Origin of the sequence: Streptomyces sp. NPDC085524 (genome assembly GCF_044541755.1) — a bacterium.
In the GTDB taxonomy this organism is placed as follows: domain Bacteria; phylum Actinomycetota; class Actinomycetes; order Streptomycetales; family Streptomycetaceae; genus Streptomyces.
Map to the genome: position 1 here is coordinate 33,005 of NZ_JBITTH010000005.1, position 20,822 is coordinate 53,826.

Here is a 20,822-nt window from a genome sequence, read left to right on the forward strand (position 1 = left end):
GTCAACGGCACGGACGGCGTGTCGCGACGGTTCAACACCCACTGATTCTTTGGGAACTGATTTCTCGAACTGATGGCGCAGAGGGGAACGAAAACGCTAGGTTCGCCTGTCATGAACCCGTCCGTCGCGACCGCGCACGGGCGGCTTTTTCAAGGATGATCTGGAGAACCCATGGCTCATCTGGGATCCGGCCGTCGGCGTGCACTCGCCGTACCGGTCGGCCTGGCGCTCACCGCTTCGCTCGCCTTCCTGCCCTCGGTCGCGGCCTCGGCCGCCCCGCTGGGCAACACGGCGGACGCGGCCGCGGCATCGAAGGCCGAGACCACCGGCCCGAAGCTGTCGTACGTGGCGAACCTGAACTCGTACGCCACGGTGAAGGCCGCGAAGAAGGCCATCGAGCGCGCGGGCGGAACGGTGGTGACGTCCTACGAGCAGATCGGCGTCATCGTCGCGCACTCGCAGAACCCGGAGTTCGCCAAGACGCTGCGCGCCAACCGCGGCCTCTTCGTCTCGGTCGGCGCCACCCGTACCGCCCCCCTCCAGACGGTGGCGACCACCGAAGAGGGCGCGACGCAGCAGCTGAGCGCGGCGGACGCCGCTAAGGCCGCAGCGGCGGCCCAGGAGGGTCAGGAGCCGCTGGAGTCCAACCAGTGGGACCTGCGGACGATCAAGGCCGATCAGGCTCACAAGATCAACGATGGCAGCCAGGACGTCACCGTGGGCGTCATCGACACGGGTGTCGACGACACCCACCCCGATCTGGCCCCGAACTTCTCCAAGGAGCAGTCGGCCAACTGCGTCGGCGGCGTCGCGGACACCACCGAGGGTGCCTGGCGCCCGTACGCGGACGGCAGCGACCACGGCACCCACGTGGCGGGCACCATAGCCGCCCCGCGCAACGGGCTCGGCATCAGCGGCGTGGCGCCCGGCGTCAAGGTCGCAGCGATCAAGGTGAGCGAGCCCGCGACGAGCCTCTTCTACACCGAGGCGGTCGTCTGCGGCTTCATGTTCGCCGCCGAGAAGGGGATCGAGGTGACCAACAACAGCTACTACGTCGACCCGTGGAACTACACCTGCAAGAACGACGACGACCAGAAGGCGCTGGTGGAGGCCCTCTCCCGGGCCACCAAGTACGCCGAGCGCAAGGGCGTCCTCAGCGTCGCCTCGGCCGGCAACTCCAACCACGACCTGGCGGGCGCCTCCATCGAGGACACCACCAGCCCGAACGACACCACCCCGGTGCCGCGCACCATCGACCCGAAGGTCTGCCTGGACCTGCCCACGCAGCTGCCGGGTGTGGTCACGGTGAGCGCGACCGGCGACAAGGGCTTCAAGTCGTACTACTCCAGCTACGGCCTGGGCGTCGTCGACGTCGCAGCTCCGGGCGGTGACAAGTGGCAGATCCCGGCGACCCCGGACGCCAACGGCCGCGTGCTGTCCACCATCCCGGGCGGCGGCTACGGCTACAAGCAGGGCACCTCGATGGCCGGCCCGCACGTCGCCGGCGTGGCGGCGCTCCTCAAGAGCGCTCACCCGTCGGCCACGCCTTCGCAGCTCCAGGCGATGCTGAAGGCCCAGGCCACGAAGACGGACTGCCCGACGCAGATCTACGACAACACGGGCACGCTGATCAACGCCACCACCTGCCAGAGCAAGTGGGGCCAGACGGGCTACTACGGCTACGGCGTGGTCGACGCGCTGAAGGCCGTCAAGTAACCGGCTGACAGCTGATACGGGAAAGGGCCGGGCGGGGAACATCCCGCCCGGCCCTTTCCCGTACGGGGCGTCAGGGCTTGATCAGTACCTTGAGCGCGCTGCGGTCGTCCATCGCGCGGTAGCCGTCCGGGACCTCGTCCAGGGACACCGCGCGGTCGAACACGGGCGCCGGGTCGATCGCGCCGGAGAGGACGTCCTCCAGCAGCTCCGGGATGTACGCGCGGACCGGGGCCACGCCGCCGCGCAGGGTGATGTTGCGGTCGAACATGACGCCGAGGTCGAGGCCGGTGCCGCTGCCGTGCGGGACGCCGACGTAGCCGATGGCCCCGCCGTCGCGGGTGATGTTCACGGCGGTGCGCATGGACTGCTCGGTGCCGACGGCCTCGATGACCGAGTGCGCGCCCTGGCCGCCGGTCAGCTCGCGCACGGCAGCCTCGGCCGCCTCGCCGCGCTCGGCGACGACGTCGGTGGCCCCGAAGAGCTTGGCGATGTCCGTACGGACCGAGTGGCGGCCCAGTGCGATGATCCGGTCGGCGCCGAGGCGCTTGGCCGCCAGGACGCCGCACAGGCCGACCGCGCCGTCACCGACGACGGCGACCGTGGAGCCCTTGCGCACACCGGCGCCGAGGGCCGCGTGGTGGCCGGTGCCCATGACGTCGGAGAGCGCGAGCAGACCGGTCAGCAGGTGGTCGTCGGAGACCGCGTCCGCGGGCAGCTTCACCAGGGTGCCGTCGGCGTGCGGGACGCGGACGGCCTCGCCCTGGCCGCCGTCGAAGCCGACCGAGCCCCAGAAGCCGCCGTGCACGCAGGAGGTGTACAGCCCCTCGGAGCAGTAGTCGCAGGTGCCGTCGGACCACATGAAGGGGGCGACGACGAGGTCCCCGGCCTTCAGCCCGCTCACGGACGGGCCGGTCTCCTCGACGACGCCGAGGAACTCGTGGCCGATGCGCTGGCCGGGCTGGCGCGCGGCCTCGCCGCGGTAGGCCCACAGGTCGCTGCCGCAGATGCAGGCACGCAGGACGCGGACGACGGCGTCCTCGGGGCGCTGGATCGCAGCGTCGGGCACCTCCTCCACGCGGATGTCGTGCGGGGCGTGGATGACGGTGGCGCGCATGGTGGTGCAGTCCTCCGGATCGGGGAAATGGTTGAGTCTTGTAAGACTCCCCCTACCGTACGCCTGCTTCCCGGGTGGTCGGGCCGGCGGCCGGGCCGGCGGCCGGGCCGCCGATCGCGCCGGTGGCCAGCAGGTACTGGGCCACGACGTAGGTGGCCATGATCCAGAAGTCCGGCCGCGGCAGCTGGGGCCATTCGGCGACACCGGTGGCGATGAGGGTGTCGGAGAGCAGGAACAGCGCCCCGCCGATCCCGGCCCGCAGGCCCAGCGCGCTGGAGCGGTAGGCCATGGCGGTGAGCAGCAGGCTGTAGCCGGCGACCGGGATGCGCAGGTCCGCCGGGAGGTCGGCCCAGAGCATCGCGACGGTCCCGACGAGCGCGAGCACGTACGCGCCCCCGAGCAGCGGGTTCGCGGCCCGCTTGCCGAAGAGCACGAGGTAGCAGACGTGCCCGACGGCGAAGGAGCCCATGCCGACGAGGAAGGCGGGCTCGGCGTCGAAGAGCAGGGCGAGGTCCCCGCCCCAGCCGAACAGCAGGGCCGCGACCAGCAGCCGGGGCGCGCCGCGCACGATCACGTACGCCACGAGCAGCGGCATCAGCAGCGGTTTGGCGATGACGTGGCCGAGGTGCCAGCCGGCGAGCAGCGAGCCGAGGTCGACGGCGGTGGCCACGGCGAAGCCGGCGAGCAGGGCCCGTGCGGTGGTTCCGGCTCCGGCGGGGGCGGGCCGCGCCCAGGACGGCGTACGGGACTCCGTGGCGCTCACGCGGCGCGCTCCGCCGCCTGCGGGGCCGGGGCGTCGGTCTGCGCGGGGGCCTGGGCCGGCTGCCAGCCGGGGCCGCGGAAGACGCGCCCGGCGCGCTCGCGCCAGCTGTCGGCGGACCGTACGTCCCGGGCGATGGCGGCGTACTCGTGGGTGGCCACGCGCAGCGGGTTGTAGGTGTTGATGTTCTTGGTCAGGCCGAAGACGGGTTTCTCGGTCTCACCGACCCAGGAGCCGAACATCCGGTCCCAGATGATCAGGATCCCGCCGAAGTTGCGGTCCAGGTATCCGCCTTGGGAGGCGTGGTGGACGCGGTGGTGGGAGGGGGTGTTGAAGACGAACTCGAAGGGCCGCGGCAGCTTGTCTATCCGCTCGGTGTGGATCCAGAACTGGTAGACGAGGTTGACGGAGTAGCAGAACGCGATCGCGGCCGGGTGCACGCCGAGGGCGATCAGCGGCAGGTAGAACGGCCAGGAGGTGCCGCTGGTCCACGGCTGGCGCAGGGCGGTGGTGAGGTTGAACTTGCGGCTGCTGTGGTGGACGACGTGACAGGCCCACAGAATGCGGATGACGTGGTGGCCGCGGTGCTGCCAGTAGTAGCAGAAGTCCTGGGCGAGCAGCATGAGGGGGAAGGTCCACCACAGGAACGGCACCCGCAGCGGGGTCAGCTCGTACACGGCGGTGTAGATGGCGACGACGGGGATCTTCCACAGCAGGTCGAAGCCGATGCTGCCGAGCCCCATGCCGACACTGGTGACGGCGTCCTTGGTCTCGTACCCGGCGGCGTCCTCGTCGGGATGGAGGCGGTAGCTCACCAGCTCGACGACGGTGAGCAGTACGAAGGCGGGTATGGACCACAGCACGACATCGGGCAGGTTCGGCATGTCCGCACCATAGAGGCGGCTTCGGGGGCGCCGCTAGAGGTTGTTACCGATCGGTATCCATCGGGGTTACCGGTGGTTCGGGGAGGGTGGGGAATGACGGGATTCGAGACGGTTCTCTTACGGGTGGCGGGTACGGCGGCGGGCGCGGTGGTGAAGTCCCTCCTGGCCCGGGCCCCGGGGGCGGGGCTGGCGGCGGACCCGGCCGGGCCGGCGCCGCGCTGGCGCACACCCCCGGCGGAGCTGGGAGAGCCGGAGATGCGACGGCTGTCGGAGGTGCTGGCGGCCCGCCTGGAGGAGGCCACCGCCCGGCTCCCGGAACACGAACGCCTGGCGGCGGTGGCGGCGGTGGGCGATGCCTTCGCGGCGCTGGGCCCGCTGGACGCGGGGGCCCTCTTCTCGGCGGACCTGGACCCGGCGGCACTGGCTGCGGCCCTGCCGGCTCCCCCGCCGGGGCTCGGCGAGGGCGCGGACGCCCTGTACCGGCGGCTGGTCGGGCTGTGCTGCACGCACGCGGTGGAGTACGTGACGACCCTGCCTGCCTTCGGGGCCCGGGCGGACGTGGAGCTGGTGCGGCGGACGGGGGAACTGGCGCGCTCCCTGGACCGGCTGGGCTCCGCCGGGGCCGGGGCGGCGTACGCCTTCGAGGAACGGTACGCGCGGTACGTCGCCGAGGCGCACGGGCGGCTCCAGCTGTTCGGCCTCACCCTCAGCTCCCGCCGGGAATGGGAGCTGGAGGTGGCCTACATCAGCCTCGCCGTGAGCGGCGAGCAGCCCCTGCTGCCGGGCGGGCCCGAGGTGCACCGGACCCCGGTGCGGGCCGAGCAGGCGCTCGCCGCGAGCGAACGGGTACTGCTGCGCGGCCCGGCCGGCTCGGGGAAGAGCACCCTGGTCCAGTGGCTGGCGCTCAACGCCGCACGGCAGACCGCCGGGCCGTGGAGCCGTTGCGTCCCGTTCGTGCTGCGCCTGCGCTCCTTCACCTCCTCCGAGAGCCTGCCGCTTCCCGAGGAGTTCCTGCGCGCCTGCGGCGTCCCGCTCTCCGCACCGCCCGGCTGGGTGGAGGACCTCATGGCCAGCGGCCGGGCGCTGGTCCTCGTGGACGGGGTGGACGAGGTCCCGCAGCGGCTGCGCGCCCGTACGGAGACCTGGCTGCGCTCGCTCGTCTCCGCCTTCCCGAAGGCCCGGTACGTGGTGACCACACGCCCTTCCGCGATACCGGAGGACTGGCTCGCGGGCCAGGGATTCGCCTCGCACTCCATGCGGGCGATGGAGCAGGAGGACATCCGGGCGTTCGTCGGGCACTGGCACGCGGCGGCCCGTGCGCAGGGCCACGAGGTGGACGCGTACGAGGCCTCGCTGCTGGAAGCCGTGGGAGCCCGGCGCGACCTGGCCCGGCTGGCGACCAACCCGCTGATGTGCGCGCTGCTGTGCGCACTGAACCAGGACCGGCGGATGCAGCTGCCGCGGGCCCGCAAGGAGCTGTACGACGCCGCGCTGGACATGCTGCTGGTCCGGCGGGACACGGAGCGCGAGATCGCCGGGGTCGAGGGGGTCTACCTCACCCGGGACGAACAGATCGCGCTGCTGCAGCGGTTCGCGTACTGGCTGATCCGCAACGGCCAGGTGGAGGCGGGCCTCGACGAAGCGGTCGAGATGCTGGGCGAGTGGCTCGAGGCGATGCCGCAGGTGCGGGCGCAGGGCACCGCGGAGCAGGTCTTCTCCCACCTGCTGATCCGCAGCGGGCTGCTGCGCGAGCCGGTGAAGGGCTCGGTGGGCTTCGTCCACCGCACCTTCCAGGACTACCTGGGCGCGAAGGCGGCGGTGGAGTCCCGGGACTTCGGCGTGCTGGTGAGGAACGCCCACGACGACACGTGGGACGACGTGGTCCGCATGGCGGTGGGACACGCCCGCCCGGACGAGCGGACGCGGATCCTGCGGGACCTGCTGAAGCGCGCGGACAAAGTCAAGGGCGCCCACAACCGCCTGATCCTGCTGGCCGCGACCTGTCTGGAACACGCCCCGGAGCTGGCCCCGGCGATCCACTCCGAGATCAGGTCCCGCACGGCGGAGCTACTGCCGCCGTTCACCCTCACCGAGGCCGATGAGCTGGGCAAGGTCGGCGAGCTGGTCCTGGATCTGCTGCAAGGGCCGGCGGAGCTGCGTGAGCTCGCCGGGGAGGACGAAGGTATGGGCGAAGCGGCGGCCGCCGCCACCATCCGCACCGCCGCCGTCGTCGGCACCCCGCGAGCGCTGGAGTTCGTGTCGAGGTTCCGCGACGACACGCGCTTCACCGTGTGCCACGAACTGTCCGCGAGCTGGCGCAGGTTCGACGCCGAGGCCTACGCGGACGCCGTGCTCGCCGACGGTTCGCTCGGACCCGCGGTCTTCCTGCAGGTGCACACAGCGGACCAGCTGGCGCAGTTGCCCCGGCTGCGGCACTTCGACCGCATCCGCCTGGAGGGCCAGCACGGGATACCGCCCGGGTTGCTGAACCACGAGGGCCTGGAAGAACTCTTCTTCGCATCCAACCCCGCGCTGGGCGACCTGTCGCCGCTCTCGGCGTTCCCCCGGCTCAAGCTGCTCGGCTTCGACGACTGCTCGACCGTCGACCTGCGCGGTGTCCAGCACCTCCCGCTGGAGACCCTGTACCTCTACCGCATGCCCGACGGACTGGACCTGACACCGGTCGCCGAGCTTGCCCAGCTGTCCCATCTGGGCCTGGACTTCGCCCCGGAAGCCGCCTCCGTCGAAGACCTGCCGCTTCCCTCACCCTTGTCCGGCCTCGGCCTCTACGCGGGTGCCGGACACATGAGCCTGCGGGGGATCGAAGACTGGAGCGGCCTGGAGTGGCTCACGGTGACCGGCCCCGCGCAGGCAGCCGAACTCGACCGGATCGGACCTCCGGGGCTACGCACCCTGCAGCTCCTCAACCACCCCTCGCTCGATCCCGCCTCGCTCGCGCGTCACGAGGCCCTCATCGACCTGTACATCAGCGGATGCACGCTGACGGGCGGTCTCGAACCCCTGCGTGGCCTGCAGCACCTGACGCACCTGAGCATCCACCAATGCGGTCCGGCGATCAATCTGACCCCGCTGGCGGACATCGATCAGCTGCGCATCGACCTCACGGCGAGCACTCCCGTGCTGGGAAGCGGACTCTTCCCGCCGGGGCGGCTCAGGTCCTACTGAGCCGCCCCGGCGGGAAACAGGGGCTACCAGACCCGGACCGACCCCCCTCGGGCAAAGGCCGGGCTGGTGGCGCCCTCCGGGACCGCCGTCAGGGGTTCGGCGATCTCCGAGACCAGCGGGCCGTGCTTCGCGGCGGCCGCGTCCAGCAGGGCGAGGTCGAAGCCGTACACGCGGGCCGCGTTGCCGCCGACCATCGCGGCGACCTCCTCCCGCGGGAGGCCCGCGTAGGCGATGCGGAGGCCTTCGCGGGAGAAGGGGGTCGTGCCCTCGTCGTGGGGGTAGTCGCTGCCCCACATGATCTTGTCGAGGCCGATCCGGTCCCGCAGCGGGACCTCGTGGGGGCGCATGAAGCTGGCTCCCACGAAGCAGTTGTCCCGCCAGACCTCGCTCGGGCCCTTGCCCATCGCGTCCGCCAGCCCCGCCCCGAACTTGGACTCCGCCGTGCCCGAGGCCGCGACCAGGCGGCCGTGGTAGTAGTCCAGCATCTCCATCACGCCCGGGATCCAGCCGGAGCCCTGCTCCGTGAGGACCAGCTTGAGGCCGGGGTGCCGGCGGAACGCGCCGCCGAAGATGAGGTGCCACAGGGCGCGGTGCGAGAACCACGTGGTTTCCACCATGAACACCGCGCGGGCGGCGGGTTCGTCGCCCAGCGGTGGGGACGCCGAGCCGCCGTGGTGGTTGACCGGGACGCCCAGCTCGTCGCAGACCGCCCAGATCGGGTCGTACGCCTCCGAGTACAGCTCGGGGACGGTGGAGCCGGGCGGGACCCCGGGCAGCAGGATGCCGCCCGTGAGGCCGGCTTCGCGGGTGCGGCGGATCTCCGCGACCGCCGCGTCCACGTCGTTGAGGAGGATCTGGACCACACCCGCCCGCCGCCCCGGCGCGTCCGCGCAGAAGTCGGCCAGCCAGCGGTTGTGGGCCTGCAGCCCCGCCCAGCGCATCGCGTACTCGGCGGCCGTCGGGGGCTGCGCCATCAGGGAGGCCTTGGGGAAGAACGGCGGGATCGTGTTCGGGAAGAGGACCTCCGCGACGATGCCGTCCGCTTCGAGTTCGGCGAGGCGGCGCGCCGAGTTCCAGTTGCGGTCCGCCGTGTCCGCGAGGAGGTCCTCGTACGGGTTGACGTACGTGGCGGCCCAGGCGTCGAACTCGTCGTGGTACCGCTTCTCCAGGTACGGCTTGTAGTCCAGCAGGTCGGCGCCCGCGTGGCAGTCCGCCGAGATGACCGTGTAGCGGTCCTGCGAGGTCACGCGTCCACCCCCAGCACCGGGAAGTCGTTCTCGGTCAGCCAGTGCCGGCCCACCTCGCGGGAGCGGGCCCAGGAGGCCTCCACCGCGGCCTGGTCGGGGGACTGGCCCAGCTCGGCCGGGGTGGGGCCGATCCGGCGGGCGATCGGGGCGAGCTTCTCGGTGTCGAAGCCGAAGACGTCGGCCGCCGCCAGGCCGAGCATCCGGCGGGTCTCGGCCACCGGGATGTCGTGGAAGGTGTTCTTCAGCCAGTTGCGGGTGTTGGGCCAGGTGCCTTCGGGGTGCGGGAAGTCCGAGCCCCAGAGGATGTTGTCGACGCCGATCTCGTAGCGCTGGGCGAGTTCGCGGCGCTTGGTGTTCGTCGCGCAGATGAAGACCTGGCGGTCGAGGTACTCGCTCGGCGGCCGCTTGAGCTCCGCGAAGGGCGAGAGCTTCTTGCCGCCGTGCGCGCCGAGGTAGAGGCGGTCCATGAACCAGAGCTGGTTCGGCAGCCACCAGCAGCCCGACTCGGCCACGCCGAACTTCAGGCCCGGGTGGCGCTCGAAGACCCCGGACCAGAGAAGGAACCAGAGCGGGCGCGAGGGCCACCAGGTGACCTCGGAGACGTAGATGCCCAGGTGATCGCCGTACTCGTGGCGGGGCGCGGCCCCCGAGTGGGTCACGATCGGCATCGCCGTCTCGGCCGCGGCCGCCCAGATCGGGTCGTAGCGGCGGTCGTGGTAGGGCGCCTTGTCCACCCACATCGAGGGGATCATCAGCGCGCCCAGCCCGGACTCCTTGGCCCGGTGGATCTCGGCGACGACCTTGTCCGGCTCTCCGGTGATGGGGAGCAGGGCGACGCCGCAGTGGCGTGCTGCGTGCTCGACGGTCCCGTCGGCCACGAACTCGGCGAGCCAGCGGTTGTGCGCCTGCGCGCCCGCCATGCCCAGTTCGGGGTCCTGGTCGCCGGAGAGGCCGAGGCCCACGCCGAAGGGGGCCGCGGTCTGGCTGTCGACGGCGTCCGCGTCGGGGAAGACGACCTCGGCGGCCACGCCGTCGCCGTCGAGTTCCTTGAGCCGCTGCGTGGTGTCCCAGCCGCCCCTGAGGCCCTCCTCGTGATCGTGGAACCACTTCTCGGCGAAGGCCTCGTTGCGCACGCCGAGGCGGGTGGCCTCCTCACGGCGGGCGTCGCGCTGGCCCAGGAACTCGTCGAACTGCGGGTGGAAGCGGGAGTCGAGGTAGGGGCGGTACTGCTCGGTCGGCAGTCCCGCGTGGCAGTCGGAGGAGATGATCAGGTACGGGTCTTCGTACGGTGCGTCACTCACTGCGGGCCCCTCAGTCGAGGATGAAGCTTTCCAGGTAGGCGGGGTTGGCGCGGTCGAGCATCGACTGCGACCGGGCGCGGATCTGCCGGTCGCTGTGCTCGCTGGCCGGGAGCATCCAGAAGCGGTCGGCGCGGATGCCGTCGACGACGTGCTCCGCGACCTCCTCGACGGGGGTGAAGTTCACCTCGTGCCCGGCCTGCTTCATGGCTGCCTCGTACTGGTCGAGGCTGCGGTACGGGGACTTGCGCGGCCGTTCCTTCGCGTAGCGCTCGGGCCGGTTGCGGTGCGATTCCCACAGCCCGGTGCGCAGCATGTGCGGTCCGGGGAAGAGGACGGAGGCGCCGACGGCCGCGCCCTCGGCTTTGAGGTGGGCGTAGAGGGACTCGGTCATCGTCACCACGGCCGCCTTGGTGACCGCGTACACGGAGGCGGTGGGCAGCGGGGCGATGCCGCCGTCGCCGGAGGAGGTGTTGACGACGTGGCCGGGGGCGCCGCCCTCGATCATGCGCGGGACGAAGGCCTGGATGCCGTGGAAGACTCCCCAGACGTTGACGGAGAAGGCCCACTTCCAGTCGTTGGGCTCGTGCTGCCACATCCGGCCTTCGGCGCCGGAGCCGACTCCCGCGTTGTTGCACAGCACGTGCACGGCGCCGAAGGCGTCGTAGACGGCGTCGGCGAGGGAGATGACGGAGTCGCGGTCGCTGACGTCCACGGTCCGTGCGAGGACTTCCGCCCCGTCGTCCGTGAGCTCCGCGGCGGCCTTGTTCAGGGCGCCCTCCTCCACGTCGGCGAGGACCACCTTCAGTCCTTCGGCGGCGAAGCGGCGGGCCATGGCGAGGCCGATGCCGCTGGCCGCTCCGGTGACGACGGCCACCTGTCCTGGTTCGAGTCGCATGTCAGACGCTGCCTTCCGTGCTTCCCGACGGGGGTGCGTCCAGGATCTGCATCGGGTCGTCGTAGCGCTGGTGGATGTACGGGAGCAGGGCCTGGGCGCTGACCCGTTCGACGACCTTGCCCTGCTGGTCGGTGGTCTTCTCGCCGATGGTGATCTCGAGGACGCGGCGCACCGGAAGGTCGGCGACCGGGTCGTACATCGACTCGCGGAGCACCACGTCACCGGTGATGTGCTCCAGCTTGCGGACCTTCTCGTTGCGGGTGCAGTGCACGAGCACCGGGTCGGCGTCGAAGCCCGAGCCGTCCACCGCGGGGAGGAACTTGAAGTAGAAGTCGACCTTCTGCGTGGGCTCGGGCAGCGGCAGCTCGCGGTCGACGGCCCCGCGCACCTCGACGAAGGCGATCCCGTGCCGGGCGAGGGCGGCCCGGACGACGAGGCCGTCGCGTTCGACGCTGATCTCGCCGAGCTTCTTGGGCTCGCCGAAGACCTCGCGGCCGCCGGTCAGCGCGCGCTCCATGCTCATGGGCATGACGAGCGGGTACCAGCCCTCGACCCCGCCGTGTTGGGCGGCGACGGCCACCGAGCCGGCGCCCAGGGGGTAGCCGGGCAGGTCGACCTTGCTGATGTTGGCCCGTACGAGGGGCCGTTCGGCGGGCTTGAGCGGGGGCGGGAGGACCGCCGCCACCACGTCCGGGTCGGTCTCCCAGACGGCGACGACGCCGGTGGACCAGATGTCGGGGAGCTTGGAGTTCTTCTCGCGCGATGCCGCGATCTCTGCCTCGGTTCGCGCTCCGTACCGTACGCGTGCCATGTTCACGCACCACCCTCGTCTTGAGCGGAGTCGGTTCTGTAACACAGTTACACCGCCACCGATGAAGGGTAAAGACCTCTGCACGAACAGAACTGACGATGTGCCAGTTTCTGACGATGCGACAGATTGGCGGACCGGATCCATGGCCAGAAGCACGCTTACCCGTGACGAGGTACTGGACGCCGCCGCGTCCCTGGTCAAGCAGCACGGTCCGGCCGCCCTCACCATGCGCAAGCTCGCCGCCGAGCTGGGCACCGCGGTGACCTCCATCTACTGGCACGTCGGCAACCGCGAGCAGCTGCTGGACGCCCTCGTGGAGCGGACCGTGCAGGAGATGGGCGCGATCAGACCGGCGGGCCACGGCCCGGCCGAGCGGATCCTGTCGGTCGCCCGGATCCTGCGCCGCGAGCTGCGCGCGCGACCGCACCTGATCGCGATGGTCCACGAACGCGGGCTCACCGAGCGGATGTTCCTGCCGGCGCAGCAGGCCCTCGTCCACGAGGTGCACGTCGCCGGGCTGCGCGGGGCGCGGGCGGCCGACGTGGTGCGCGCGATCCAGTTCCAGATCGTCGGCTTCCTGCTCGTGGAGCGCAACCGCGAGCGCTCCCCCGCCCAGTCCCCCGCCGAGAGCGAGCTCTGGGATCCGGCCACGGCCCCGCACGATCCGGCGCTGGCCCGCGCGCTGGCCCGCCCGGCGGATCCGGAGCGGCTGTTCCTGCTGTCCGTACAGGCCCTCACCTCGACCCTGCTGCCACCGCGCAGCTAATCGGTTTGCCGCGGCGCGCGGGCCCGTGGTGGGATCGGCGGTGCGGGGGCGGCTCCCCGGCGTGCATCCGTCTCACCTCTGTCGAAGATCCCGCGCGCCCACTCTCCGCCCCCGCTCTGTCGTGTCCGGAGGGGGATCCACCAGTGTCTGCCATCGAGTCCGTACTGCTGCGCCGGCTCGGCGCCGTCTACGTCGACCAGCCGCCGGCCGCCGCTTCGCCCGGCCGCGAAGGGGTCCGGCCCCTGGAGGGCGAGCTCCTGGAGCGCGGGCACGCGCTCGCCCCCGAGCTGCACGCGGCCCTGTCGGTGCTCGCGCCGACCGACCTGGCCGAGGAGCGGCTGCGACTGCTCGCACTGGTGGACGAGCTGATGGGCGCCGACCGGGTGCACAAGCCGCTCTTCCGCCGCTTCCCCTTCTCCATCCCGCACGACACCGAGCGCTGGTACGTCGGCCGCGTCCTCGCCCTGCTGCTCCAGGAACCCGAGCAGCCGTGCGTGCTCTGCGGCGAGCACGGCACGGTCCACCCCGTCGCGCCCTGCGCCCACCTCGTGTGCCGCGCCTGCTGGGACGGCTCCGACCACACCGGCTGCCCCGTCTGCAACCGGCGCGTCGACCCCGCCGATCCCTTCCTGCACCCGGACCGGGACGAGCGCGCCGAGCGGGCCGGCCGCAAGGCCAAGAACCTGCCGGTCGGCCCGCTGCGGCTGCTGCGCCTCGGCACCGATCTGCCCGGCGACTGCGCCCGCGTGGTCGCCTCGTTGCTCGCCCGGCAGACCCCGCTGTCCCCCGAGGACCGCGAGGACCTGGCCCTGCTGATCGCCTCCGCCCCGGCGGACCTCGGCTGGCTGCCCGAAGAGATCCCCGTACGGGAGACCAAGGCGCTGGTCCTCGGCACGCTGCTGCGCGACTGGCGGACCGAGGACGCGGCGCGGGCGCTGCTCGCCACCCGGCTCACCACCGCGACCGACGTGCTGCGGCTGCTCGCGGTGGTCTCCGGCGGGGATGCGGGCCTGCTGCCGCTGCCCCGGTTCGCGAACCCCGGGCGGCGCCTGCGCCGGGAACTCCTCGCGGTGCTGGACGCGTTGAACCCGGAGTACCTGGTCGAAGACCTGCTGCGGCACCCCGTCGCCTGGAAGCGGGCCGCCGAGCGCCTGCACCCCTTCGAGCAGCAGGCCCGGCACCCGCGGGCCGCGCTGGCCTTCGCCGTGCTGCGGGGCACCACCCTGTCCGCCGCCACCCCGTTCGGCGCGGCGCTGCTGGAGACGGCCGCGGCGCACCCGGACGCCGTCCGCGTGGACGGGGACCGGATCCGCCCCGCCACCTGGGCCGGCCGGATCGAGGAGGCCCTCGCCCGCGGGGACGCGGGAGCGGCGGCCGCACTGGCCGGGCAGCGGCCCGGGGAACTCGTGCGCCGCCTGGACCATCTGCTGCGCCTGCATCCCGGCGAGGAGCTCGTCCCCGAGCTGGAGAAGGCGCTGGAGCGGGGGCTGCCCGCCGTCGGCGCGGGCCCGCTGCTGTCCGCGCTCGGCGCGCTGCGGGCCCGGGCCGAGGACCGGCGGGGCGGGCGCCGGGTGTTCTTCCCCCGCGGCGAGGTCGCCCGCTCCCAGGTGGCGTGGGAGGAGCGGGCCCCGCTGCCCGCGCCGCTCGCCCGGGACGTCGTGGCGCGGCTGGAGGGGGAGGTGCTGCGCCGGTTCGCCGCGGCCGAGGGGGAACCGTACGAGCTGGCCGTCCTCGACTCCGGCCTCGCGGACCTGACCGTGCCGTTCGGCGAGCGCACTGCCGCAAGGGCGCTGGTGGCCGTGCCCCGCGGCAGTACGCAGACGCTGCCCGAGGGCGAGGTGCTGCGGCTGTTCCTGCACTGGACGGAGCCCGCGGGGGTCATCACCGACCTCGACCTGTCCGTCGCCTTCTTCGACTCCGGGTGGCGGTTCACCGGTCTGTGCGACTACACCTCGCTGCGGCACGGCCCGGCCGGGGCCGCCACCCACTCGGGCGACCTGACCTCGGCGCCCGCGCCGGACGGCGCCACCGAGTACGTGGACCTGGACCCGGCCGCGCTCGCATCGAGCGGCGACGCCTTCGCGGTCCCGCTGGTCTTCAGCTACAACAACGTGCCGTTCGACGAGCTCCCGGACGCCTTCGCCGGCTTCATGGCCCTGCCGGCGGACCGCCCCCGCGACTCCTCGTACGATCCGCGCACCGTCCGCCAGCGCTTCGACCTGGCCGGGCAGTCGCGGGTCTGCATGCCGATGGTGGTGGACCTGGCCTCGCGCCGGGCCCTGTGGGCGGACGTCCACCTGCCGCCGTCGGGCGGCTTCCAGAGCGTGGCCGCGCACGGGGACCGGCTGGGGTCCGTCGCCCGCGACGTGTGGGAGCACTTCGGCTCCGGCGTCCGTACGAGCATGTGGGACCTGGCGGTGTGGCGGGCCGCGGCCCGCTCCCGCGAGGTGGCCGTCGTGCGCCGGGGCGCCGGTCCGGGGCTGCCGGACGAGCTGTGGTCCTACCGGGCCGGGGACGGCGAGCCGGTGGCCGCCTTCGCCGCCCGGGTCCTGGCCCTGGAGCCGCCGCAGGAGCGGCGCCGGGCGGCGGACGCCGACGCGGAGGGCGCCGAAGTGGCGGCGGGGAAGCGGGTGTTCCTGGCGACGGTGCACGCGGGCACGGCCCCGGCGGGGGCTTCGGGGACCGCGTACCGGCTCTTCCCCGGACCGGCCGAAGCATCAGGCGAGTTCGCCCGGGTGAGCGCCGGGGACCTGCTGGCGGAGCTGGGGCAGTAGGCCGGCGCGGCCACGGCTGTCGGTCGGGGCCGATATCCTCTGTGACCATGCTCGCCGACCGTACGACCGCAGAGACGACGTGGCCGACCGCGTACCCGAAGGGGTACGCGGTCGTCGACGTGGAGACCACCGGGCTCGCTCGCGACGACCGGATAGTCTCCGCCGCCGTCTACCGGCTCGACGCGCAGGGCAACGTGGAGGACCACTGGTACACCCTGGTCAACCCGCAGCGCGATCCCGGGCCGGTGTGGATCCACGGCCTGACGAGCGCGATGCTCGCCGACGCCCCGCTCTTCAAGGACATCTCCGAGGAGTTCGCGGGCCGGCTCGCGGACCGGGTGCTCGTCGCGCACAACGCCATCTTCGACTGGCAGATGATCGCCCGGGAGTACGCCCGCGCCGAGGTGACCGCGCCGGTCCGCCAGCGGCTGTGCACGATCGCCCTGTCGAAGGAGCTGAACCTCCCGCTGCCCAACCACAAGCTGGAGTCGCTCGCTGCGCACTTCGGCGTGGTCCAGCAGCGCGCCCACCACGCGCTCGACGACGCCCGGGTGCTCGCCGAGGCCTTCCGCCCGTCGCTGCACGCGGCCGCCCGCGGCGGCGTACGGCTGCCCCTGCTGGAGTGCCGGCCGCTGACGGAGTGGTCGGACTCCGCCGCCGCTCCGCGGGTGGGCTACCAGTCCTCGTACGGGAACAGCAGCTGGCGGCCCTCGCGCAAGCGGCCGCCGTGCCCGTACCCGAACCCGGGGCGCTACGAGGACGGCAAGCCGCTGAAGCAGGGGATGCGGATCGCCTTCTCCGGCGACACCTCGGTGGAGCGGGAGCTGCTGGAGGACCGCGCGGTCGAGGCGGGCCTGCACATCGCCACGAGCGTGTCGCGGCTCACCAGCCTGCTGGTGACGAACGACCCCGACTCGGCGACCTCGAAGACGGTCAAGGCGAAGTCCCTCGGGACCCCCGTCGTCGACGAGGCGGCCTTCACCCAGCTGCTGCGGGACGTGGCGGACGCGGATTCCCCGGCGGAATCCTGACCCGTTGCGCCGGGTGGGTGCAGGCGCGGCGACTCACCCCGCTGGATCTTGTTCCGGTCCCCCGGCGTGCGCAGCATTCGGCGCATGGCACGTTGTGAGGTCTGCGGAAACGATTACGGCATGTCCTTCGAAGTGCACGCGCAGGGCGCGGTGCACGTCTTCGACTGCTTCTCCTGCGCCATTCACCGCATGGCGCCCGTCTGCGAGCACTGCCGGGTCCAGATCATCGGACAGGGCGTCGAGGTCGAGGGCCAGTGGTTCTGCGGGGCGCACTGCGCCCGCGCGGAGGGGAAGGTGGGCATCGTCGACCGCGTCTGACTCCCCCGCACCCCGTCCCCCCGTTCCGTCTCCGGACCCCGGACGGCCACCCGGCCGCCGGGGTCTTCCGCGCTGGGGGTAACGTCGTCTGCGTGTACCGCTTTGTGCTGACCCGGCAGTGGGTGTGCCTCACCCTCGTCGCCCTCGTCCTCATCCCCGTGATGATCAAGCTGGGGTTCTGGCAGTACCACCGCCATGAGCACCGGGTCGCGCAGAACGAGCTCATCACCGCGAACCTGCGGGCGAAGCCCGTCCCCGTGGCACAGGTCACCTCCCCCGGCCACACGGTCCCCCGCGCGGACGTCTGGCGGGCCGTCACCGCGACCGGCACGTACGACACCGCGCACGAGGTGGCCGTGCGGATGCGGACCTCCAACGACGACAAGGTCGGCTTCCACGTCGTGACCCCGCTCGTCCTCTCCGACGGCCGGGTGGTGCTGGTCGACCGGGGCTGGGTGCCCGGCGGCGACGACCCCCGCGCCTATCCGCCGGTGCCGGCCGCGCCCTCCGGCGAGGTCACCGTCACCGGCCGGCTGAAGGCCGACGAGACGAGCGGCGGCAGCGGCATCAAGGACCGCAAGGGCCTGCCGGACCGCCAGGTGATGCTGATCAACAGCGCGCAGCAGGCCGAGTACCTGGGACGGCCCGTCCTCGGCGGCTACATGGAGCTCACCGGTCCGGCCCCGGCCGACGGCGGCCCCGAGATCATCGCCGAGCCCGACCACGACTCGATCGGCGCGCACATGGCGTACGCCGTGCAGTGGTGGCTGTTCGCGTCCGCGGTGCCGGTCGGCTGGCTGGTCCTCGTACGGCGGGAGAAGCGGGACCGCGAGGAGGAGGCGGCCAAGGCCGCCGCCGTGGAGGCCGAGCCCGCGACGGCGTAGCGTGTCGGCATGGATCTTGGACTGAAAGACCGTGTCTACGTAGTCACCGGGGCCACCCGCGGCCTCGGCTTCGCCTCCGCCCGTGAACTGACCGCCGACGGCGCGAAGGTCGTCCTGACGGGCCGGGACGCGAAGCGCGCAGCGGACGCCGCCGCCGAACTCGGCCCGAACGCCGTCGGCGTGGCCGCCGACAACGCCGATCCCTCGGCGCCCGGCCGGATCATCGCCGCCGCCCGCGAGCACTTCGGCCGCTTCGACGGGATCCTCGTCAGCGTCGGCGGCCCGGCCCCCGGCCTCGCCGCGGACAACACCGACGAGCAGTGGGCGGCCGCCTTCGACGCGGTCTTCCTGGGGGCGGTCCGCCTCGCCCGGGCGGCCGCGGCCGAGCTGGGCGAGGGCGGGGTCATCGGCTTCGTCCTGTCCGGTTCGGTCCACGAGCCGATCCCCGGCCTGACCATCTCCAACGGCCTTCGGCCGGGCCTGGCGGGCTTCGCGAAGTCCCTGTCCGTGGACCTCGGCCCGCGCGGGATCCGCGTCGTCGGCCTGCTCCCGGCGCGCATCGACACCGACCGGGTGCGCGAACTCGACGCGCTGTCCGGCGACGCGCAGGCGGCCCGCGCGGGCAACGAGTCCCGCATCCCGCTGCGCCGTTACGGGACCGCCGAGGAGTTCGGCCGCACGGCCGCGTTCCTGCTCTCCCCCGCCGCCTCGTACCTGACGGGCGTGATGCTCCCGGTGGACGGCGGTTCCCGGCACGGCTTCTGACCCTCCGGGGCCGGTGCCCCTCCGGCCCGGGCGCCCACCGCCGGCGCCCTACACCACCCGCTGCGCCCGGTGGGAGGTCACCTTGAGGCGGGCCTCCGCCGGGAGCTCCGGGAGGCCCGCCGAGGTACGGGCGTGGGTCATGACCGGGCCCGCGAGCGCGGAGAGCGCGTCGGCGGGCACGGCGTGGGGTTCCAGTTCCATCGCGAGCCGCAGGGCCGGCGACCCGCGCCGGCCCCGCAGCGAGGCCTTGCACCGGGCCACGCCGTCGAGGGCGCCGACCTCCGCGGCGACCGCCTCCTCCAGGGCGCGCCCCCGCAGCACGGCGAAGGCCCCGTCCCCGGTGTCGACCTCGACGGCGGCCAGCCGCGCCCGCCGCAGCTGGGACAGCAGCCACCACAGCGCCAGCAGCACGCACACGGCGAGACCGGCGAGCACCGCCCACCACCAGCCGCCGGCCTGCCCGTACCGGGCCCGGTCCGCGGCCGTGAGCAGCGGGGCGTGCCGGCCGTGCAGCGGCCACGAGCCGGTGAGCAGTACGACCCCGACGGCCAGCAGGACCGCTCCGGCCACCGCCAGCAGGATCCGGTTCACCCTCCCGAGCACCTCCCGCTCACCTCCTGACCCGTACGCGCGGCCGCGGCGGGTGCGCGAGGCCGAGTTCCCCGATGGCGACGGCGAGCACCTCGTCCAGGTCGGCCCGTACGTCGTCCAGCTCGCGGAAGTGCGAGGTGGCCCGCACCACCGCGTGGGACCGGCCCACCTTGACCCGCACGGACCGCACCCCGGACACCTCCATGGCCCGGTCCCGCAGCACCTGCGCGGCGTCCCTGCGGCCGAGCCCGGCCCGCACCCCGGCGGCCTCCCCGGGGGGCCGCATCAGGAGGAGCCGCCGCAGGCCGGGGGTGCACGCGAGGAACAGCAGCAGCGCCCCGGCCACGGCGAGGGCCCCGCCGGTCAGCTGCACGGCCAGGTCCGCGGGGGTGAGCCGGTCGAGCCGGACGGCGAGCTCGCGGCGCCAGCGCATGCCGGGACGGTCGGCCCGTACGGCGGCCAGGTCGTAGAGGAAGAGCGCCGCGACGCCGAGCACGGCGAGCGCCGTGAGGGCGGCCGGGATGCGCCGGGAGGACCGGAACCGGGCGGCCGGGGCGGTCACCGCAGCCGCCGGTCCCGCCCGGCGCCGAGCCGGGTCTGCGTGGAGTGCAGGTGCTCGATGTCGATGTCGACCTCGGGTACGGACATCTCCGCGCACTCCTCGACGCGCAGGGTGACCCGCTGCCGCACGGCCGCGCACTGGGCGGCGAGGTCGGAGGGGTAGTCGAGCTCCAGGCTGACCCGGACCCGGGCGATGTCGTGGTGCACGGTGACGGTGGCGTGCGGGGGGGCACCCGAGGGTGCGGGCAGCGCCTCCCACGCCGCCTGGCCGGCGATCTTGGCGACGACCCCGTCGGCGATCCGGGTGGCACCCCGGTCGGCGGGAGCGGCCCTGGGCGGGGTGGCCCTGGCCGCACTGCCCGGCCTGCCGGTCGGGTCGCCCGCCGGGGCGCTCGTCGGGTCGCCGGTCCGGGCGCTCGTCGGGGTGCTCGTCGGGTGGCCGGTCCGGGCGCTCGTCGGGTCGCTCGTCGGGTCGTTCATGGGCGCCTCACCCGTGCCGGTCGTCGCGGCGGCGGAACAGGTCCCCCGGTTCCAGGTCCCCGTCGAGGAAGCGCCCGGCGACGAAGCCGACGGCTCCGAGGGCCGCCACCAGCAGGAAGGCTCCGAAACCGCCGAAGTATCCGGCGAACCCCAGGGCCATGCCGGCAAACATGCCGGCGACCGCCATCCTCATGTGCTGGCTCCTCTCGGCTGCTTTCCGGGCTACTGGAGCCGGGTCTCCGGCTCCTCGTCGGGCTCGTCGGGCAGCTTGACGTCGCTGACGGCGATGTTGACCTCGACGACCTCCAGTCCGGTCATCCGCTCGACCGCCGAGATGACGTTCTCACGGACCTCCCGGGCGACCTGGCGGATCGCCACGCCGTAGTCGACGACGATCTCCAGGTCGAGCGCGGTCTGGACCTCGCCGACCTCCGCCTTGACCCCGCGGCTGACGGAGGCCTTGGCGCCGCCCGGGACGCGGTCGCGGACCGCGCCGAACGTACGGGACAGGCCACTGCCGCTGCCCAGGGCGTGCACGCCGACCACCTCGCGGGCGGCCAGCCCCGCGATCTTCTCGACCACCCCGTCGGCGATGGTCGTACGGCCCCGGTCGCCGGGTGCGGGTTGCCGCCCGGAGCTTCCCGATGCGGATTCGGTCATCGCATCTCCTCAGGAATGAGGTGCCCCGGGAACGAGGCGCCTCGAAGGATGCAGCGCCCTTCGCGCGTGCGGACTCCC

20 protein-coding genes are annotated in these 20,822 nt (G+C 73.0%); 8 read left to right on the forward strand and 12 right to left on the reverse strand.

The window, feature by feature from the left end; genetic code table 11:
- The first annotated feature begins 171 nt into the window (after nucleotides 1–171).
- Nucleotides 172–1,716, forward strand: coding sequence for a S8 family serine peptidase (locus ACIGFK_RS08870; RefSeq protein ID WP_376661294.1), 1,545 nt, complete (start codon nucleotides 172–174; stop codon nucleotides 1,714–1,716).
- A 70-nt stretch (nucleotides 1,717–1,786) separates the two neighbouring features.
- Here the strand turns inward: ACIGFK_RS08870 and ACIGFK_RS08875 are convergent, their stop codons facing one another.
- Genes ACIGFK_RS08875 through ACIGFK_RS08885 form a run of 3 tightly spaced genes read right to left on the reverse strand, consistent with a single transcriptional unit; the run spans nucleotide 1,787 to nucleotide 4,474 of the window.
- Entirely contained in the window at nucleotides 1,787–2,830 is a 1,044-nt protein-coding gene (locus tag ACIGFK_RS08875; protein WP_376662142.1) for a zinc-dependent alcohol dehydrogenase family protein, read from the reverse strand.
- 52 nt (nucleotides 2,831–2,882) lie between these two features.
- A complete protein-coding gene (locus ACIGFK_RS08880) occupies nucleotides 2,883–3,593 on the reverse strand; it encodes a lysoplasmalogenase (protein ID WP_376662141.1) in 711 nt (236 codons plus the stop codon).
- The gene (locus ACIGFK_RS08885) at nucleotides 3,590–4,474 is read right to left on the reverse strand and encodes a sterol desaturase family protein (protein WP_376662140.1); all 885 of its coding nucleotides are present in this window, start codon (nucleotides 4,472–4,474) and stop codon (nucleotides 3,590–3,592) included. The genes ACIGFK_RS08880 and ACIGFK_RS08885 overlap by 4 nt, the downstream gene beginning before the upstream one ends.
- A gap of 93 nt (nucleotides 4,475–4,567) precedes the next feature.
- Between ACIGFK_RS08885 and ACIGFK_RS08890 the strand changes: the two genes are divergently transcribed.
- On the forward strand, nucleotides 4,568–7,660 hold the full coding sequence (locus ACIGFK_RS08890; protein WP_400051062.1) for an NACHT domain-containing protein: 3,093 nt from the start codon (nucleotides 4,568–4,570) through the stop codon (nucleotides 7,658–7,660).
- Nucleotides 7,661–7,683: 23 nt separating this feature from the next.
- Here the strand turns inward: ACIGFK_RS08890 and ACIGFK_RS08895 are convergent, their stop codons facing one another.
- The 4 genes from ACIGFK_RS08895 to ACIGFK_RS08910 are packed head-to-tail and all read right to left on the reverse strand — an operon-like array spanning nucleotide 7,684 to nucleotide 11,914.
- A complete protein-coding gene (locus ACIGFK_RS08895; RefSeq protein WP_376658859.1) occupies nucleotides 7,684–8,907 on the reverse strand; it encodes an amidohydrolase family protein in 1,224 nt (407 codons plus the stop codon).
- The gene (locus tag ACIGFK_RS08900; protein ID WP_386465374.1) at nucleotides 8,904–10,208 is read right to left on the reverse strand and encodes an amidohydrolase family protein; all 1,305 of its coding nucleotides are present in this window, start codon (nucleotides 10,206–10,208) and stop codon (nucleotides 8,904–8,906) included. Before ACIGFK_RS08900 ends, ACIGFK_RS08895 begins: the two co-directional genes overlap by 4 nt.
- Nucleotides 10,209–10,218: 10 nt before the next feature.
- Nucleotides 10,219–11,103 (reverse strand): SDR family NAD(P)-dependent oxidoreductase, encoded by an 885-nt coding sequence (locus tag ACIGFK_RS08905; RefSeq protein WP_386465370.1) that lies wholly within the window; start codon nucleotides 11,101–11,103, stop codon nucleotides 10,219–10,221.
- A 1-nt stretch (nucleotide 11,104) separates the two neighbouring features.
- Nucleotides 11,105–11,914 carry an acetoacetate decarboxylase family protein gene (locus tag ACIGFK_RS08910; RefSeq protein ID WP_400051064.1) on the reverse strand — a complete coding sequence of 270 codons (810 nt, stop codon included), beginning with the start codon at nucleotides 11,912–11,914 and terminating at the stop codon, nucleotides 11,105–11,107.
- Between the two features lie 142 nt (nucleotides 11,915–12,056).
- On the opposite strand from ACIGFK_RS08910, the gene ACIGFK_RS08915 reads away from it, so the two are divergent.
- The 6 genes from ACIGFK_RS08915 to ACIGFK_RS08940 all read left to right on the forward strand — a co-directional run bounded on the left by ACIGFK_RS08915 (nucleotide 12,057) and on the right by ACIGFK_RS08940 (nucleotide 18,452).
- Nucleotides 12,057–12,680, forward strand: a complete 624-nt coding sequence (locus ACIGFK_RS08915) for a TetR/AcrR family transcriptional regulator (protein WP_376658863.1) — start codon at nucleotides 12,057–12,059, stop codon at nucleotides 12,678–12,680.
- Nucleotides 12,681–12,823: 143 nt separating this feature from the next.
- Nucleotides 12,824–15,454 (forward strand): MXAN_6230/SCO0854 family RING domain-containing protein, encoded by a 2,631-nt coding sequence (locus tag ACIGFK_RS08920; protein ID WP_400051066.1) that lies wholly within the window; start codon nucleotides 12,824–12,826, stop codon nucleotides 15,452–15,454.
- Between the two features lie 41 nt (nucleotides 15,455–15,495).
- Nucleotides 15,496–16,485, forward strand: coding sequence for a DEDDh family exonuclease (locus ACIGFK_RS08925; RefSeq protein ID WP_400051068.1), 990 nt, complete (start codon nucleotides 15,496–15,498; stop codon nucleotides 16,483–16,485).
- Nucleotides 16,486–16,569: 84 nt separating this feature from the next.
- Nucleotides 16,570–16,803 (forward strand): hypothetical protein, encoded by a 234-nt coding sequence (locus ACIGFK_RS08930; protein ID WP_215139859.1) that lies wholly within the window; start codon nucleotides 16,570–16,572, stop codon nucleotides 16,801–16,803.
- Between the two features lie 92 nt (nucleotides 16,804–16,895).
- Nucleotides 16,896–17,687, forward strand: a complete 792-nt coding sequence (locus ACIGFK_RS08935) for an SURF1 family protein (RefSeq protein WP_376658866.1) — start codon at nucleotides 16,896–16,898, stop codon at nucleotides 17,685–17,687.
- A gap of 9 nt (nucleotides 17,688–17,696) precedes the next feature.
- Nucleotides 17,697–18,452, forward strand: coding sequence for an SDR family oxidoreductase (locus ACIGFK_RS08940; RefSeq protein WP_376658867.1), 756 nt, complete (start codon nucleotides 17,697–17,699; stop codon nucleotides 18,450–18,452).
- A 48-nt stretch (nucleotides 18,453–18,500) separates the two neighbouring features.
- On the opposite strand, the gene amaP is transcribed toward ACIGFK_RS08940, so the two are convergent.
- Genes amaP through ACIGFK_RS08965 form a run of 5 tightly spaced genes read right to left on the reverse strand, consistent with a single transcriptional unit; the run spans nucleotide 18,501 to nucleotide 20,744 of the window.
- The gene (amaP, locus tag ACIGFK_RS08945) at nucleotides 18,501–19,055 is read right to left on the reverse strand and encodes an alkaline shock response membrane anchor protein AmaP (RefSeq protein WP_386465359.1); all 555 of its coding nucleotides are present in this window, start codon (nucleotides 19,053–19,055) and stop codon (nucleotides 18,501–18,503) included.
- 7 nt (nucleotides 19,056–19,062) lie between these two features.
- Nucleotides 19,063–19,605 (reverse strand): DUF6286 domain-containing protein, encoded by a 543-nt coding sequence (locus ACIGFK_RS08950; protein ID WP_376658869.1) that lies wholly within the window; start codon nucleotides 19,603–19,605, stop codon nucleotides 19,063–19,065.
- On the reverse strand, nucleotides 19,602–20,084 hold the full coding sequence (locus tag ACIGFK_RS08955; protein ID WP_400051071.1) for a hypothetical protein: 483 nt from the start codon (nucleotides 20,082–20,084) through the stop codon (nucleotides 19,602–19,604). The genes ACIGFK_RS08950 and ACIGFK_RS08955 overlap by 4 nt, the downstream gene beginning before the upstream one ends.
- Nucleotides 20,085–20,091: 7 nt before the next feature.
- Nucleotides 20,092–20,277, reverse strand: coding sequence for a hypothetical protein (locus ACIGFK_RS08960; RefSeq protein ID WP_376658870.1), 186 nt, complete (start codon nucleotides 20,275–20,277; stop codon nucleotides 20,092–20,094).
- A 29-nt stretch (nucleotides 20,278–20,306) separates the two neighbouring features.
- Nucleotides 20,307–20,744, reverse strand: a complete 438-nt coding sequence (locus tag ACIGFK_RS08965) for an Asp23/Gls24 family envelope stress response protein (RefSeq protein WP_376658871.1) — start codon at nucleotides 20,742–20,744, stop codon at nucleotides 20,307–20,309.
- Between the last annotated feature and the right edge of the window lie 78 nt (nucleotides 20,745–20,822).

Coding starts and splice junctions, on each gene's coding strand:
- ACIGFK_RS08910 (WP_400051064.1), bottom strand. CDS start 11,914: ATGGCACGCGTACGGTACGGAGCGCGAACCGAGGCAGAGATCGCGGCA.
- ACIGFK_RS08915 (WP_376658863.1), top strand. CDS start 12,057: ATGGCCAGAAGCACGCTTACCCGTGACGAGGTACTGGACGCCGCCGCG.
- ACIGFK_RS08905 (WP_386465370.1), bottom strand. CDS start 11,103: ATGCGACTCGAACCAGGACAGGTGGCCGTCGTCACCGGAGCGGCCAGC.
- ACIGFK_RS08940 (WP_376658867.1), top strand. CDS start 17,697: ATGGATCTTGGACTGAAAGACCGTGTCTACGTAGTCACCGGGGCCACC.
- ACIGFK_RS08965 (WP_376658871.1), bottom strand. CDS start 20,744: ATGACCGAATCCGCATCGGGAAGCTCCGGGCGGCAACCCGCACCCGGC.
- ACIGFK_RS08955 (WP_400051071.1), bottom strand. CDS start 20,084: ATGAACGACCCGACGAGCGACCCGACGAGCGCCCGGACCGGCCACCCG.
- ACIGFK_RS08960 (WP_376658870.1), bottom strand. CDS start 20,277: ATGAGGATGGCGGTCGCCGGCATGTTTGCCGGCATGGCCCTGGGGTTC.
- ACIGFK_RS08890 (WP_400051062.1), top strand. CDS start 4,568: ATGACGGGATTCGAGACGGTTCTCTTACGGGTGGCGGGTACGGCGGCG.
- ACIGFK_RS08885 (WP_376662140.1), bottom strand. CDS start 4,474: ATGCCGAACCTGCCCGATGTCGTGCTGTGGTCCATACCCGCCTTCGTA.
- ACIGFK_RS08930 (WP_215139859.1), top strand. CDS start 16,570: ATGGCACGTTGTGAGGTCTGCGGAAACGATTACGGCATGTCCTTCGAA.
- ACIGFK_RS08870 (WP_376661294.1), top strand. CDS start 172: ATGGCTCATCTGGGATCCGGCCGTCGGCGTGCACTCGCCGTACCGGTC.
- ACIGFK_RS08875 (WP_376662142.1), bottom strand. CDS start 2,830: ATGCGCGCCACCGTCATCCACGCCCCGCACGACATCCGCGTGGAGGAG.